This is a genomic window from Pseudomonas sp. NPDC087342, assembly GCF_044744265.1.
In the GTDB taxonomy this organism is placed as follows: Bacteria; Pseudomonadota; Gammaproteobacteria; order Pseudomonadales; family Pseudomonadaceae; genus Aquipseudomonas; species Aquipseudomonas nunensis.
Window position 1 is genome coordinate 692,216 of sequence record NZ_JBIUXZ010000001.1, and the last position, 14,305, is coordinate 706,520.

14 protein-coding genes are annotated in these 14,305 nt (G+C 60.1%); 10 read left to right on the forward strand and 4 right to left on the reverse strand.

Going from position 1 to position 14,305, the window contains the following annotated elements:
• Positions 1-89 precede the first annotated feature (89 nt).
• Positions 90-956, forward strand: coding sequence for a LysR family transcriptional regulator (locus ACIOYV_RS03180; protein ID WP_401320753.1), 867 nt, complete (start codon positions 90-92; stop codon positions 954-956).
• Between the two features lie 373 nt (positions 957-1,329).
• Positions 1,330-2,886 (forward strand): transporter associated domain-containing protein, encoded by a 1,557-nt coding sequence (locus ACIOYV_RS03185; protein WP_401320754.1) that lies wholly within the window; start codon positions 1,330-1,332, stop codon positions 2,884-2,886.
• A gap of 144 nt (positions 2,887-3,030) precedes the next feature.
• Here ACIOYV_RS03185 and ACIOYV_RS03190 read toward each other — a convergent pair whose 3' ends face one another.
• Both ACIOYV_RS03190 and ACIOYV_RS03195 read right to left on the reverse strand, forming a co-directional pair.
• Positions 3,031-3,453 (reverse strand): thioredoxin family protein, encoded by a 423-nt coding sequence (locus ACIOYV_RS03190; protein WP_401320755.1) that lies wholly within the window; start codon positions 3,451-3,453, stop codon positions 3,031-3,033.
• A gap of 78 nt (positions 3,454-3,531) precedes the next feature.
• The gene (locus tag ACIOYV_RS03195) at positions 3,532-3,942 is read right to left on the reverse strand and encodes a hypothetical protein (RefSeq protein ID WP_401320757.1); all 411 of its coding nucleotides are present in this window, start codon (positions 3,940-3,942) and stop codon (positions 3,532-3,534) included.
• A gap of 450 nt (positions 3,943-4,392) precedes the next feature.
• Here ACIOYV_RS03195 and ACIOYV_RS03200 point away from each other — a divergent pair, with 450 nt between their 5' ends.
• The 8 genes from ACIOYV_RS03200 (at position 4,393) to ACIOYV_RS03235 (ending at position 11,223) form a co-directional block, all read left to right on the forward strand.
• Positions 4,393-5,241, forward strand: coding sequence for a transporter substrate-binding domain-containing protein (locus ACIOYV_RS03200; RefSeq protein ID WP_054615007.1), 849 nt, complete (start codon positions 4,393-4,395; stop codon positions 5,239-5,241).
• 173 nt (positions 5,242-5,414) lie between these two features.
• Complete coding sequence (locus ACIOYV_RS03205) at positions 5,415-6,077, forward strand: amino acid ABC transporter permease (RefSeq protein ID WP_054046642.1); 663 nt, start codon at positions 5,415-5,417, stop codon at positions 6,075-6,077.
• Between the two features lie 9 nt (positions 6,078-6,086).
• The gene (locus ACIOYV_RS03210; RefSeq protein WP_054046640.1) at positions 6,087-6,749 is read left to right on the forward strand and encodes an amino acid ABC transporter permease; all 663 of its coding nucleotides are present in this window, start codon (positions 6,087-6,089) and stop codon (positions 6,747-6,749) included.
• Complete coding sequence (locus ACIOYV_RS03215; protein ID WP_054615006.1) at positions 6,746-7,537, forward strand: amino acid ABC transporter ATP-binding protein; 792 nt, start codon at positions 6,746-6,748, stop codon at positions 7,535-7,537. Before ACIOYV_RS03210 ends, ACIOYV_RS03215 begins: the two co-directional genes overlap by 4 nt.
• A 36-nt stretch (positions 7,538-7,573) precedes the next feature.
• A complete protein-coding gene (locus tag ACIOYV_RS03220; RefSeq protein ID WP_401320760.1) occupies positions 7,574-7,963 on the forward strand; it encodes a RidA family protein in 390 nt (129 codons plus the stop codon).
• 146 nt (positions 7,964-8,109) lie between these two features.
• Positions 8,110-8,874 (forward strand): IclR family transcriptional regulator, encoded by a 765-nt coding sequence (locus tag ACIOYV_RS03225; protein WP_163909852.1) that lies wholly within the window; start codon positions 8,110-8,112, stop codon positions 8,872-8,874.
• A 39-nt stretch (positions 8,875-8,913) separates the two neighbouring features.
• Positions 8,914-10,131 carry an amino acid deaminase gene (locus ACIOYV_RS03230; protein ID WP_401320762.1) on the forward strand — a complete coding sequence of 406 codons (1,218 nt, stop codon included), beginning with the start codon at positions 8,914-8,916 and terminating at the stop codon, positions 10,129-10,131.
• A 156-nt stretch (positions 10,132-10,287) separates the two neighbouring features.
• A complete protein-coding gene (locus ACIOYV_RS03235; protein WP_401320764.1) occupies positions 10,288-11,223 on the forward strand; it encodes a sugar kinase in 936 nt (311 codons plus the stop codon).
• Between the two features lie 163 nt (positions 11,224-11,386).
• Here the strand turns inward: ACIOYV_RS03235 and ACIOYV_RS03240 are convergent, their stop codons facing one another.
• On the reverse strand, positions 11,387-11,662 hold the full coding sequence (locus ACIOYV_RS03240) for a peptidylprolyl isomerase (RefSeq protein WP_007898282.1): 276 nt from the start codon (positions 11,660-11,662) through the stop codon (positions 11,387-11,389).
• Between the two features lie 65 nt (positions 11,663-11,727).
• Complete coding sequence (locus tag ACIOYV_RS03245; protein WP_401320765.1) at positions 11,728-14,265, reverse strand: PAS domain S-box protein; 2,538 nt, start codon at positions 14,263-14,265, stop codon at positions 11,728-11,730.
• Between the last annotated feature and the right edge of the window lie 40 nt (positions 14,266-14,305).

Consider the following 14,305-nt stretch of genomic DNA (forward strand, 5'->3'; position numbering starts at 1 on the left):
ACTGTGGCTGCACCGAAAGCTTATCCCGGTCGCCATCAGGCTTTGTTAGCTGGCAGTCGGGACTTCATTACCTTTGAGCTAATCCAACGATGGACATACGCCATTTCCGCTACTTTCTGGCCGTTGCCCGGCAGCGCAATTTCACCCGCGCCGCCGAACAACTGGGCATCGCGCCGCCGACGTTGAGCCGGCAGATCCAGGACATGGAAACCGAACTCGGCACCCGATTGTTCTTGCGCCAGCAACGGGAAGTCAGCCTGACCGAAGCTGGCGCCGCGTTGGTGATCGAGGCCGAGGCCACGGTGCGCCAGTTCGAATTCGCCCAGCGCAATGCTCAACGTGCCGGACGTGGCGATATCGGCCATATCGAACTCGGTTACGTGGCCTCGGCGGTGTACTCGGGGCTGTTGCAAAAACAGGTTCAAGCCTTTAGCCGCGAGTGCCCGGACGTCAGCCTGAATGTGCGAGAAAGCCCGATGGCGGCGTTGCCGGGCCTGGTGATCGAGGGACGTTTCGATATCGGTTATGTCCGTTCGCCCATGCCTTTACCCGACGGGTTGGAGGCGATTCGACTCGATGCGGAAGGCTTTGTGCTCGCTGTGTCGAGCGAATCCTGGCTGTGCCGCCTGCCGCAGATCAGCCCAGCGCATTTACAAAACGAGACCTTCATCCTGCCGGAGCAAATCAACGGCACTTTGCAGGTCGCGGCCCAAGGCGGATTCGCGCCGAAACTGGGGGCGCAGCCGGGCGGGCTGGTCGCGGTGATTGCCTTGGTGTCGCTGGGGCAGGGCGTGGCGGTGGTGCCGGAGTCGGTGGTCGGGCATGTCGGGTTGCCCGGGGTGGTGTACCGGGAGATCGAGGCGTGTGCGGCGAGTTCGTGGTTGTCGCTGATTTATCGGCGGTTTGAGAAGTCGCGGGCGGTGAGCCGGTATATCGAGCGGGTTCGGAACAGCTAAGGGCAAAAGCTTCGCGAGCAGGCTCGCTCCCACAGGGGATTTCGGCGTGCACAAGTCCAATGTGGGAGCGAGCCTGCTCGCGAAGGCGTCTTCCAAAACAACGCTGTTACAGATTTTGTAATGATTTCCTGCTGTAGGAAAAGTCCTCACCACCTGTACGCTCCAAGTCCTTTTTCCTTTCAGGACTTGCATGAACACCCTCTCGGAGCCTCCCAGTCAGCCCTTTATCTCGCGCATCTGCGCAATTCTGACGCACCTCAAACACCCGGTTTTCCGACCTCTGTCTATTTCTGTATCTACAACCCCACGGCACTCGCGCCGCACCTTGCCGTGCCCGGCATTCTGAATTCGCTGAACAGATCGAGACTTTTTTATGGAATGGATAGTTGACCCCACCGCCTGGCTGGGCTTGTTGACGTTGATCGTGCTGGAGCTGGTGCTGGGCATCGACAACCTGGTGTTTATCGCGATCCTGGCGGACAAGTTGCCGCCGCATCAGCGCGACCGTGCGCGGATCATCGGTTTGTCCCTGGCGCTGCTGATGCGTCTTGGCTTGCTGGCGAGTATTTCCTGGCTGGTGACCCTGACCCAGCCGCTGTTCGAGGTGTTCGACAAGAGCTTCTCCGGGCGTGACTTGATCATGCTGTTCGGCGGTGTGTTCCTGCTGTTCAAGGCCACCATGGAACTGCATGAACGACTCGAAGGGCATGTCGGCCAACGGGCGAGCAATGCGGTTTATGCGATGTTCTGGCCGATCGTGGCGCAGATCGTGGTGCTCGACGCGGTGTTTTCCCTGGACGCGGTGATTACCGCCGTGGGCATGGTTGATGAGCTGGCGGTGATGATGATCGCGGTGATCATTTCCATCGGCCTGATGATCGTCGCGAGCAAGCCGCTGACCCGTTTCGTCAACGAACACCCGACCGTGATCATGCTGTGCCTGGGCTTCCTGATGATGATCGGTTTCGCCCTGACCGCCGAGGGCCTGGGGTTCCACATTCCCAAGGGTTACCTGTACGCGGCCATCGGTTTCTCGATCCTGATCGAAGTGTTCAACCAGATCGCGCGTGCCCGCCGCAAGCGCTCCATGCAGGGTTTGCGGCCGATGCGCGAACGCACGGCGCATGCGGTGATGCGTTTGCTCGGTGGTCGCCGGTTGGCGGTGGAAGAGGTCGGCGAAGAGATTGCCGACCTGTTGGATAACGGCGAGGCGCCGAGTGAAGTGCTGTTTGACCGCCGTGAGCGCGTGATGATCAGCGGCGTGCTGCAACTGGCCGAGCGGCCGATTCGTACACTGATGACGGTGAGGGCTGATGTCGATCACATCGATCTGGCCGACGATGCCGAGACCATTCGTACACGCCTGATGCACTCGTCCTACTCACGCCTGCCACTGATTCGCGATGGCGCGGTGGATGAACCCCTGGGCTTCGTGCATAAAAAGGAACTGCTGAAGGAGTACCTGGCCGGCAACGACCCGGAACTTGAAGACCTGGCGCGCCAGACCATCAACTTGCTGGACAGCTACTCGATCCTCAATGCCCTGGAGCAGATGCGCCAGGCCTCGACTCACATCGCTTTCGTGGTCAATGAATTCGGTGATTTCGTCGGCGTGCTGACCATGACTGACATTCTCGAGTCGATTGCCGGCGAACTGCCGGATGCCAGCGAAATCGAAGGCCCGGATGTGGTTGAAGAGCAGGGCGGGTTTATGGTCAGCGGCGCATTGAGCCTGGCGCGGGTGCGGCAGTTGACGGGGTTCGGTGCTGAACCTACCGACGATTACCAGACCTTGGCCGGGTTGGTGATAAGTGTGCTGGATCGGTTACCGATGATCGGTGACCGGCATGAACGGGATGGCTGGAGCATGACGGTGATGGCGGTTGAAGAGCGGCGGGTGGTGCGGGTGTTGCTCAAGCGTACTGGCTAGTGATTTGTGGTGGATTTCAGGGCCTCATCGCGAGCAAGCTCGCTCCCACATTTTGATCGAGGGGTGACCACAAAGTTTGTGGTCCCGAAGAACCCTGTGGGACCGAGCTTGCTCGCGATAGCGATCTACTCAACTACAAAAATCTCAAGCCCCAACCAGGCAACGCGCCCGAGACACCATACACAGCCCCCGCAACGTCCGCCGCAACCATCCCAAATCATGCCTCGGTTTTCGAGCCGCAAAACGGGGCTTCACCTTCCCGATATGCCCCACGAAATCCGCCGCCAGCGTTTGTTCAGTACCAATCCCCTCAAGCTTTTTCACCAGTGTTCCATCCTTGTAAAACAGCACCGTCGGCGTCCCCGTGACATTCGGATGCCGGGGCGACTCACTGGTGTTCAACATATAAATGTCCGCCCGATGCCGGTACCTCTCGGCAATCTCACGAAAAACCGGCCCGGCCTCTTCACAAGCGGGACAGTGTTGATTGCCAAAGTACAGAATCACCGGGCGCCAGGTTTTCAGGGCTTTGCGGTAGGTAGGGGCCAACGCCATTGTCGAGGTCATCGAAACTCCCGGTTCAGTAGTCCGTCACAACAGCTAATGGCTGGTGAACGGGACTGCCGCTCGCCAGCCATTGCGGTTTTAACGGGTTTCGAGCCTTGCATCATCGAAATGCGAGCCAAAGATCAGTTCCTGGCCGTCGTTGGCTTCCAGCTTGACCGTGATTTTGGTGGTGCCGGCAGGGGCTGTGAAGTTTACGTGATGGGCGCCCCAAGGCTGGCCGCTGCCAATATTGAGAAATTTGCTCTCATTTGAAGGGTGTGCCAGCACCTGTGCGCGGCAAGCTGAACCCGGGTTTGATTTCATTTTCACGGAGAAACGGTATTCCGCTCCCGTGGCTGTTACATCCTGAGTAATCGAGGCGGGTGCCTTCAGGGCGCAAGACTTGTCTTCAAAGTCGGCGTGGCCCGGGTTGGTTACTGTCCAGTGCTGGCCCTTACTCGAGAAATCACCGTTTTGCAGCAAGTTGGCTTTTACGTTTTGTTCAGACATTGGGGAACTCCTGTAATTAGCGGTTGAATCCCGCTCGCGGCTAGTCGGCGTTGTGCGACGGTCAGAGGCGGGACTGACGATATTGAGCGCCCGACAACGGCAAGCCACAACTGTCAGATCTGACAGGTAAAGCCAGGAATTCGACGAGCGGTGAGTTGCAGACACGACATTCCTGCACCGTTGTCGGCCCCGTGTACTGCGTATTTCTGGCGCACCTCATGCACTCAAATGTGGCCCCGCTACTCACCACTGTGGCCTGCGGTAGCGCTTACCTGTGTGCCCTGGACAAACACGGCCCACCGCGCAATTTTTCTATCTATTTGAATTTATTAATCTTTAAGAATCGAGCGGACTTCACGTCGATCCTATGGCACACTTTCTGCTGTCTATTCCGTTGTTACACACCTATATCCGGTATAACGGAATACACAACACTCTGGAGTGCTTGCCATGCATCGCCGACCTTCCTTGTTCAAAGCGTGTGTTTTTATCCTCGCGGCTTCGGCTGCTGCCATGGGTGTTGCCCAGGCGGCGGACAGCAAGCTCGATAGCGTGCTGGCCCGTGGCAAATTGATTGTGGGCACCGGCAGTACCAACGCGCCGTGGCATTTCCAGGGAGCGGACGGCAAGTTGCAGGGTTTTGATATCGACATCGGGCACATGATCGCCAAAGGCTTGTTCAATGATCCGAGCAAGGTTGAGTACGTGGTGCAGTCGTCCGATGCGCGGATTCCGAACCTGCTGACGGACAAGGTCGATATCAGTTGCCAGTTCATCACCGTCACCGCCAGCCGCGCGCAGCAAGTGGCGTTCACCCTGCCGTACTACCGCGAAGGCGTCGGCCTGCTGCTGCCAGCCAACAGCAAATACAAGGAAATCGAAGACCTCAAGGCCGCTGGCGACAGCGTGACCGTGGCCGTGCTGCAGAACGTGTACGCCGAAGAACTGGTGCACCAGGCGCTGCCAAAAGCCAAGGTCGATCAGTACGACAGCGTCGACTTGATGTACCAGGCCGTGAACTCCGGCCGTGCCGATGCCGCTGCCACCGATCAGTCCTCGGTCAAATACCTGATGGTGCAAAACCCTGGCCGCTATCGCAGCCCGACTTACGCCTGGAGCCCGCAAACCTACGCCTGCGCCGTCAAACGTGGTGATCAGGACTGGCTGAACTTCGTCAACACCGCGCTGCATGAAGCCATGACCGGCGTTGAATTCCCGGCTTACGCGGCATCCTTCAAGCAATGGTTCGGTGTCGATCTGCCCACCCCAGCCATCGGTTTCCCTGTCGAATTCAAATGAAAACTACTGCGCTCAGAAATACTGCGTTGAAAACAGACTCGAAATGCTCATTGGCTAAAGCCAACTCCGCTTTCTCGCCTGTTTTCGCCTTGTCTTTTCTTCGCTCGCGACGTTTCCATTTTTAAAATGAGCGGGGCGGCTGTGATAGCGCCCCATTCAAGGTACTGCTGACCATGAACTATCAGTTGAACTTTGCCGCCGTGTGGCGCGATTTCCCCAGTTTGCTGGCGGGGCTCGGTCTGGGCCTGGAGCTGGCGCTGGTGTCGATCGCCATCGGTTGCGTGATCGGCCTGATGATGGCGTTTGCTTTGTTGTCGAAGCATCGCGCATTGCGGGTGCTGGCGTCGGTGTACGTGACGGTGATCCGTAACACGCCGATTCTGGTGTTGATTCTGTTGATCTACTTCGCCTTGCCGAGCCTGGGCATTCGGCTGGACAAGATTCCTTCGTTCATCATCACCCTGTCGCTGTATGCCGGGGCGTACCTGACCGAAGTGTTCCGTGGCGGGCTGTTGAGCATTCCCAAAGGGCAGCGCGAAGCCGGGCTGGCGATTGGTCTCGGCGAGTGGCAGGTCAAGGCCTACGTCACCGTGCCGGTGATGCTGCGCAACGTGCTGCCGGCGCTGTCGAACAACTTCATTTCGCTGTTCAAGGACACCTCGCTGGCCGCCGCGATTGCGGTGCCGGAGCTGACCTATTACGCGCGCAAGATCAATGTCGAGAGCTATCGGGTGATTGAAACCTGGATGGTGACCACAGCGCTCTATGTTGCGGCCTGTTACCTCATTGCCATGATGCTGCGTTACCTCGAACAGCGTCTGGCGATCCGCCGATAGGAGCCTCCCATGTACGAATCCCCGAGTTGGTTGCACGAGTTATGGGTGGCGCGAGAAGTCCTGTGGCAAGGATTTCTGACCAGCGTGCAGTGTTCGGCCCTGGCGATTTTGCTCGGTACTCTGATCGGCATTGTCGCCGGTCTGGTGCTGACCTACGGCAATGTCTGGATGCGCGCCCCGTTTCGTTTCTACGTCGACCTGATCCGCGGCACGCCAGTGTTTGTGCTGGTGCTGGCCTGCTTCTATATGGCGCCGGCATTGGGCTGGCAGATCAGCGCGTTTCAGGCTGGCGCCCTGGGGCTGACACTGTTTTGTGGCTCCCACGTCGCCGAGATTGTGCGCGGTGCGCTGCAAGCGTTACCTCGCGGGCAGATGGAGGCGAGCAAGGCAATCGGCCTGACGTTTTATCAATCCCTGGGTTACGTGTTGTTGCCCCAGGCGTTGCGGCAGATCTTGCCGACGTGGGTCAACTCGTCCACCGAGATCGTCAAGGCCTCGACCTTGTTGTCGGTGATCGGCGTCGCCGAGTTGCTGCTCAGCACGCAACAGATCATCGCCCGGACCTTCATGACCCTCGAGTTTTATCTGTTCGCTGGTTTCCTCTTTTTCGTCATCAACTACGCCATCGAATTACTCGGCCGGCACATTGAAAAGCGGGTGGCTTTGCCATGACTCAGACTTCTACTGCACCAAACGGCCAGGCCCTGCTGGACATTCGCGGCCTGCACAAACAATACGGCAAGCTTGAAGTGCTCAAGGGCGTCGACCTGACCATGCAGCGCGGTAACGTGGTCACGCTGATTGGCTCCAGCGGTTCGGGCAAGACCACGCTGCTGCGTTGCGTAAACATGCTCGAAGAATTCCAGGGCGGGCAGATCCTGCTCGACGGCGAATCCATCGGTTATGACGAGGTCAACGGCAAACGCGTGCGTCACGCCGAAAAAGTCATCGCCCGCCATCGTGCGATGACCGGCATGGCGTTCCAGCAGTTCAACCTGTTTCCGCACCTGACCGCGTTGCAGAACGTGACCCTCGGTCTGCTCAAGGTCAAGAAGCTGCACAAGGATGAGGCCGTGGCGCTGGCCGAGAAATGGCTGGAGCGAGTCGGCCTGTATGAACGTCGCGATCACTATCCCGGCCAGTTGTCTGGCGGTCAGCAACAGCGCGTGGCGATTGCCCGGGCGATTGCGATGAACCCGAGCCTGATGCTGTTCGACGAAGTCACCTCGGCCCTCGACCCGGAACTGGTCGGCGAAGTGCTGAACGTGATCAAGGGCCTGGCCGATGAAGGCATGACCATGTTGCTGGTGACTCACGAAATGCGCTTTGCCTTCGAAGTCTCGGACAAGATCGTGTTCATGAATCAGGGCCGGATCGAAGAGCAGGGGCCGCCGAAAGAATTGTTCGAACACCCGAAATCGCCGCGACTGGCGGAATTTCTCAAGAACACTCGTTTCTGATTTTTTCAAAAGAATTTTCAAGCAGGAGAAACACTCATGAGCATTACTCGTTACGGCACCGGCAGCACTGCCGCTGGCGGTCAGCCTCGTCCTTTCGCCCGCGCCGTTGAAGCCGATGGCTGGCTGCACGTGTCCGGGCAGGTGCCGGCGCTGGACGGCGAGATCATCACCGGCGGCATCGTCGAACAGACCCACCAGACCATGAAGAACCTGATCGCGGTTCTCGAAGAGGCCGGCTATGGCCTGGAAGACGTGGTGCGTGCTGGCGTGTGGCTGGAGGATCCGCGGGATTTCACGAGTTTCAACAAGATCTTCTCCGAGTACTTCAAACCCGAACACGCCCCGGCCCGGGCCTGCGTACAGGCGCACATGATGGTTGATTGCAAGGTTGAGATTGACTGCGTGGCGTACAAGAAAAAGGCTTGAGATGTGCGGTGACTGCTTCGCGGGGAAGCCTCGCTCCTACATGAAACCGCATTCCCTTGTAGGAGCGAGGCTTGCCCGCGAAGGCGCCCTAACAGTCACCACCATACTCTGGTTAAACTCCCGGCACTTTTATGGGAACTGATGACATGACCGAAGACACCATCAAGCGCCGGGCACGTGGTCTGGACCGGGCGTTCGATATCCTCGATTTTCTCAAGGAAATCGGCCAGCCCCTGCGCCCGAACGAAATCGCCAGTGGCATCGGCAGCCCGAAATCCACGGTCTACGAACTGGTGGCCTCGCTGCTGGAACGACGCATCCTCGAACCCGTGGGCAAGGACGGTCACGTCTACCTGGGTCGTCAGCTTTACTTCCTCGGGCAGGCGCACTTGCGTCACTTCGACCTGACCCGCGAGGCCGATCACGCCTTGCAGGAAATCGTCAGCCAGACCCGCGAAACCGCGCAGATGTGCCTGCTCAACGGGCGCAAATACACGGTGGCGTTGATGAAAGAGGGCGAGCGGCATTTCCGCATTTCCTCGGACATTGGCGAAAACGCGCCGATCCCCTGGACTGCATCTGGGCGCCTGTTACTGGCGCACCTGAGCGACGACGAAATCGTCGACCTGATCGACCACGACGACTTCATCCTGCCCAACGGGGAACGCCTGCCGCTGGAAACGTTTCTCCAGGAAATCCGCCAGGCCGGGATCGACGGGTTTTTCTCTTTCGATAGCGTCGCCGACACCTTCACCCATTGCTTCGCCGCCCCGGTCAAAGACCCCAACGGCGTGGCCATTGCGACCCTGTGCATCGTCGCCCCACGGGCGGATGCCAAGAACAATTACAACGACTATCGTCGGGTACTGATCGACAGCGCCAACAACCTGGCCCGACGTATCAACGAATAACAGCGGCTGCCTGCGGCCGCGAATGTAAGGAGTTCGAACATGTCTTCTGCCGAATCCACTGCTGCCGTAGAAAAAGGCTTTGCGCACACCGGTGCTCATCTGGTGCGCGACGTCAGCCTGCCGGCGCTGGTGTTGCACCGTGAAGCGCTGGAACACAACATCCGCTGGATGCAGGCGTTCGTGCGCAACAGCGGCGCGGAACTGGCGCCCCACGGCAAAACCAGCATGACCCCGGCGCTGTTTCGCCGCCAACTCGACGCTGGCGCCTGGGGCATCACCCTGGCCAGCGCCACCCAGACCCGCGCGGCCTATGCGCATGGCGTGCGTCGGGTGTTGATGGCCAACCAACTGGTCGGCACGCCGAACATGGCGTTGATCGCTGATTTGCTGGCGGACCCGACCTTCGACTTCCATTGCATGGTTGATCACCCGGACAACGTCGCCGACCTGGGGGCGTACTTCGCTTCCCGTGGCGTGCGCTTGAACGTGATGATCGAGTACGGCGTGGTCGGCGGTCGTTGCGGTTGCCGCACCGAAGCCGAAGTGGTCGCGCTGGCCCAGGCCATCGCTGCACAACCGGCGCTGGCGTTGACCGGGATCGAAGGTTACGAAGGCGTGATTCACGGCGATCACGCGGTCAGCGGCATCCGTGAGTTCGCCGCGTCGTTGGTGCGTCTGGCGGTGCAGTTGCAGGACAGCGGGGCGTTCGCGATTCCCAAGCCGATCATCACTGCTTCCGGCTCGGCCTGGTACGACCTGATCGCCGAATCCTTCGAAGCCCAGAACGCCAGCGGACGCTTCCTCAGCGTGTTGCGCCCCGGCAGTTACGTGGCCCACGACCATGGGATTTACAAAGAAGCGCAATGCTGCGTGCTCGACCGTCGCAGCGATCTGCACGAAGGCCTGCGCCCGGCGCTGGAAGTCTGGGCGCACGTGCAGTCGTTGCCGGAACCGGGCTTTGCGGTGATCGCCCTCGGTAAGCGCGACGTGGCGTACGACGCCGGTTTGCCGGTGCCGTTGTTGCGTTACAAGGCGGGTGTGATTCCGGCGGTTGGCGACGATGTCAGCGCCTGTAAAGTGACGGCAGTGATGGACCAGCATGCGTTCATGACGGTGGCAACCGGGGTTGAATTGCGGGTCGGGGACATCATTTCTTTCGGCACTTCGCATCCGTGCCTGACGTTCGACAAATGGCGCACGGGGTGTCTGGTGGACGAGCAGTTGCAGGTGATTGAAACCATGGACACCTGTTTCTAAGGTTCCAGACCGAGGCGCCGCCTTCGCGGGCAAGCCTCGCTCCCACATGGAAGGGGGTTGTCGCGGGATCGAGTCCCGGCACAAAACCTGTGGGAGCGAGGCTTGCCCGCGAAGACATCCTCCCAGACAACATCGCACCACCAGAGACCCCACAACATGAACACCATCAACACCCTCGGCCCCAACACCCCGCGCATCGCCCTGATCGGCGAGTGCATGATCGAGTTGCAGCAGCGCCCCGACGGCAGCCTGCAACAAAGCTTCGGTGGCGACACCTTGAACGCCGCCGTCTACCTGTCCCGGGAACTGGGTGAGGGCGGCACAGTGGACTACGTCACCGCCCTGGGCGATGACAGCTTCAGCGACGCCATGTGCCAGAGCTGGGCGGCCGAGAACATTGGCCTGGAAATGGTCCAGCGCTTGCCCGGTCGTTTGCCGGGTTTGTACTGCATCCAGACCGACGCCGCCGGCGAGCGCCGGTTTCTCTACTGGCGTAACGAAGCGGCGGTGCGCAGTTGCTTCACCACCCCGGCGGCCGCGCCGATTCTGGCGGCATTGCCGGATTACGACGTGCTGTATTTCAGCGGCATCACCCTGGCAGTCCTGGGCGAGCAAGGTCGGGAAAAGTTACTGGAAACCTTGATCGAAGCCCGGCAGCGGGATGCGCGAATCGTGTTCGACAACAACTATCGACCGCGTTTGTGGGCCTCGCTGGAAGAAGCTCGGGCGGCGTATCGCAGTGTCCTGCCGTACGTGGACCTGGCGTTGCTGACAGTCGATGACGAGCAGGCGCTGTTTCACTTCTCCGATGCGAACGCGGTATTTGAAGCCTACGCGCAAATTGGTACGCCTGAAGTGGTGCTCAAGCGTGGCGCTGAGGCGTGCTTGATTCGCTGTGATGGCGAGTCGTTCGAAGTGCCGGCGCAGAAGGTCGAGCGCGTGGTGGACACCACGGCAGCGGGGGATTCGTTCAGTGCGGCGTACCTGGCCAGTCGGCTCAAGGGCGGCAGCCCGGTCGAGGCGGCAGAGGCGGGGCATCAGTTGGCCAGCAAGGTAATTCAAGTGCCGGGAGCGCTGATCCCCAAAACCTGAAACGCAATACTGTGGCGAGGGGACTTGCCCCCGTTCGGCTGCGCAGCAGTCGTAAAACCTATAAGTGCGGTGTGTCAGGTAAACCAGGCTGGCAGGTTTTGGGGCGGCTTCGCCACCCAACGGGGGCAAGCCCCCTCGCCACAGGGGCCCTAAAGCCAACCGCTCAATCCCGGTAAAACACCTGCACCAGGTGATACCCGAACTTGCTCTTGATCGGCCCATGCACCACTCGCAGCGGTTTCTTGAAGATCACCGCGTCGATCACCCCGACCATCTGCCCCGGCCGCACTTCACCCAAATCGCCGCCGCGTTTGCCGGACGGGCAGGTGGAGTACTTTTTGGCCAGCACATCGAAGGCTTCGCCCTTGGCGATGCGTTGTTTGAGCTGCTCGGCTTCTTCCGAGGTTTTCACCAGAATATGGCGGGCTTGAGCTTTCATTAGGCAGACCTTGTAACGGTGGTGGCTATGTTGGAGCCAGCGGGGGCGCGCGATTATGCCTTAACTCACTCCGGTTGGCCGATCATCGTGCGAATCTTGTTGGCCAACAGGTCGATGGAAAACGGTTTGGCTACCATGTCCATGCCTTCCTCCAGAAAGCCTTGGCGCTCGGCGGCTTTCTCCGCGTAACCGGTCATGAACAGCACTTTGAGGTCCGGCCGATGCTGGCGGGCGATTTCCGCCAGTTGCCGGCCATTCATCCCCGGCAGTCCGACATCGGTCACCAGCAAATCCACGCGCAGGTCGGATTCGAGCAAGGGCAGGGCAGCCCTGGCGTCTTCGGCTTCATGCGCGTGGTAACCCAGCTCATTCAGTAAATCGAGCACCAGCATGCGCACCGCTGGATCGTCTTCCACCAGCACCACGGTTTCACCGGCAATCGCCGAGGGCGCTTCGCCGGTGGCCGGCATCAAGGTGTCCTGTGGCGCGCCGAGGTGCAGGCGCGGCAAGTACAGACGCACGCAAGTGCCTTGGCCCGGTACGCTGTCGAGGCTGACATGCCCGCCCGATTGCTGGGCAAACCCGTAGATCATCGACAACCCGAGGCCCGTGCCCTGGCCGATGGGTTTGGTGGTGAAGAACGGATCGAACGCCTTGGCCAACACCGATGCGGACATGCCGGTGCCATTGTCGCTGACGGCAATCATCAGATAGTCGCCAGCCTTCACCGACTCCAGGGGTGTGAGGTCGTTGCCGTCGAGGTAAACGTTAGCGGTTTCGATCAGCAACCGACCGCCATCGGGCATGGCGTCGCGGGCGTTGATCACCAGATTGAGCAAGGCGTTTTCCAATTGACTGACGTCGGTGCTGACCGGCCACACCTCGTTCGCCAGTTGCAGCTTGAGTTCGATGTGGTCGCCCTTGGTGCGGCTGAGCAGGTCTTCCAGGGAATGAATCAGGTCATTGGCATTCAGCGGCTTGCGGTCCAGCGACTGACGCCGGGAGAACGCGAGCAGGCGGTGGGTCAGGGCTGCCGCGCGGTTGGCCGAGGACACCGCCGCTTCGGTGAACCGGCCGATTTCGGCGGTGCGCCCGTCGGCGATGTAGCGCTGCATCAGGTCGAGGCTGCCGATGATCCCGGTGAGCATGTTGTTGAAGTCATGGGCGATGCCGCCGGTGAGCTGGCCGACCGCTTCCATTTTTTGCGCATGCCGTAGTGCGTCTTCAGCGCGCTCGCGTTCGAACATCTCGTTTTGCAGGCGCTGATTGGCTTCGGCCAATTGTTGAGTGCGGGCGATCACGCGCTCTTCGAGGGTTTCATTGAGGTTGCGCAGGGCTTCTTCGGTCTGTTTGCGCTCGGTTTCGTCGATCACGAAGATGTAGAAACCATTGATCGCGCCGTCCGCACCATGGCGCGGCAGGTAATTCATCAGAGCGCTGCGGATGCTGCCGTCACGGTGCGCGGCATCGATGCTGAAACAGCAAGGTTTCCCCGCCAACGCGTCGGCGATGTGCTCGGCGCGCAGGCCGTAGGCTTCTTCGCCAAGCACTTCACGGATGGTTCGGCCGAACAACTCTTGGGGCGTCAGGCCGTACCAGTCGAGGTACGCGGCGTTGTTCAGGCGAAAGCGTTCCTCGCGGTCCACGTAGCTGATCAGGATCGGCATCGCGTTGATGATCAACTGCAATTCGGTCTGGCTTTGACGCAGCGCCTGTTCGGTGTGTTTGCGTTCAGTCAGGTCCAGGGCGGCGCCGAGGAAACGCGTCGGCCGGCCGTGGTGGTCCTTGTAGCAACGCCCCCGGGCAAACACCCAGCGCAACTCGCCATCAGCCTGCAGCAAGCGGTATTCCTCGGCGTACTCGGTGCCGTGGGTGATGCAGTGCTTGATGCTGCGGGCGACCATGCCGCGGTCTTCGGGATGCACGCCGTGCAGGTATTCGCTGATCGGCAACTGGCTGGCCATCGCCGGATCAACGCCGTGCAATTGCGCGAAGTGGGCGTCGGCGATGAAACGGTCTTCGCCAATGTCCCAGTCCCAGGTGCCGACCGCATCGGTTGCGGCCAGGGCCAGTTGCAGGCGTTGTTCGGTTTCGTGCTGGGCCTTGAGGCTGGCGGCGGAGCGCTGTTCGAGTTCGAGGGCGATCCGTCGTCGTTCGTTGGTTTCGATGGCGGTGACCAGAATCCCGGCCACCTCTGCGTGTTCATCGCGAATCGGGCTGTAGGTCAAATCCAGCCAGAAGTCGGAATCCTGCCCATCGCGCTGCAAGGTGAAGCGTTGTTCACTGTAGGTCCGCACCTGGCCTTGTAGGACGGCGCTGTAGATCGGGTCAGTAAAGTCTTTTAATTCGGGCCAGATCAGGTGTGTTGGCTGTCCGAAAGCGTGCGGATGCTTGCTGCCGGCCAGCAGGGCGAAGCCGTCGTTGTAGATCTGCGTGAGCTGCGGGCCCCACAGCAAGAGCATGGGCATCGGCGAATGAATCACGATGTCCACCGCGGTACGCAGGCTCTGCGGCCAGGCACTGGCGGCGCCCAAAGGGCTACGGCTCCAGTCCAGTCGTGCGATCAGGGTCTGGGCATCGCTGCCGGTCGGTGATGCGTTCATCAAGATGTCCTGCACGTCAGTCGGTGTGGCTACGTCTACT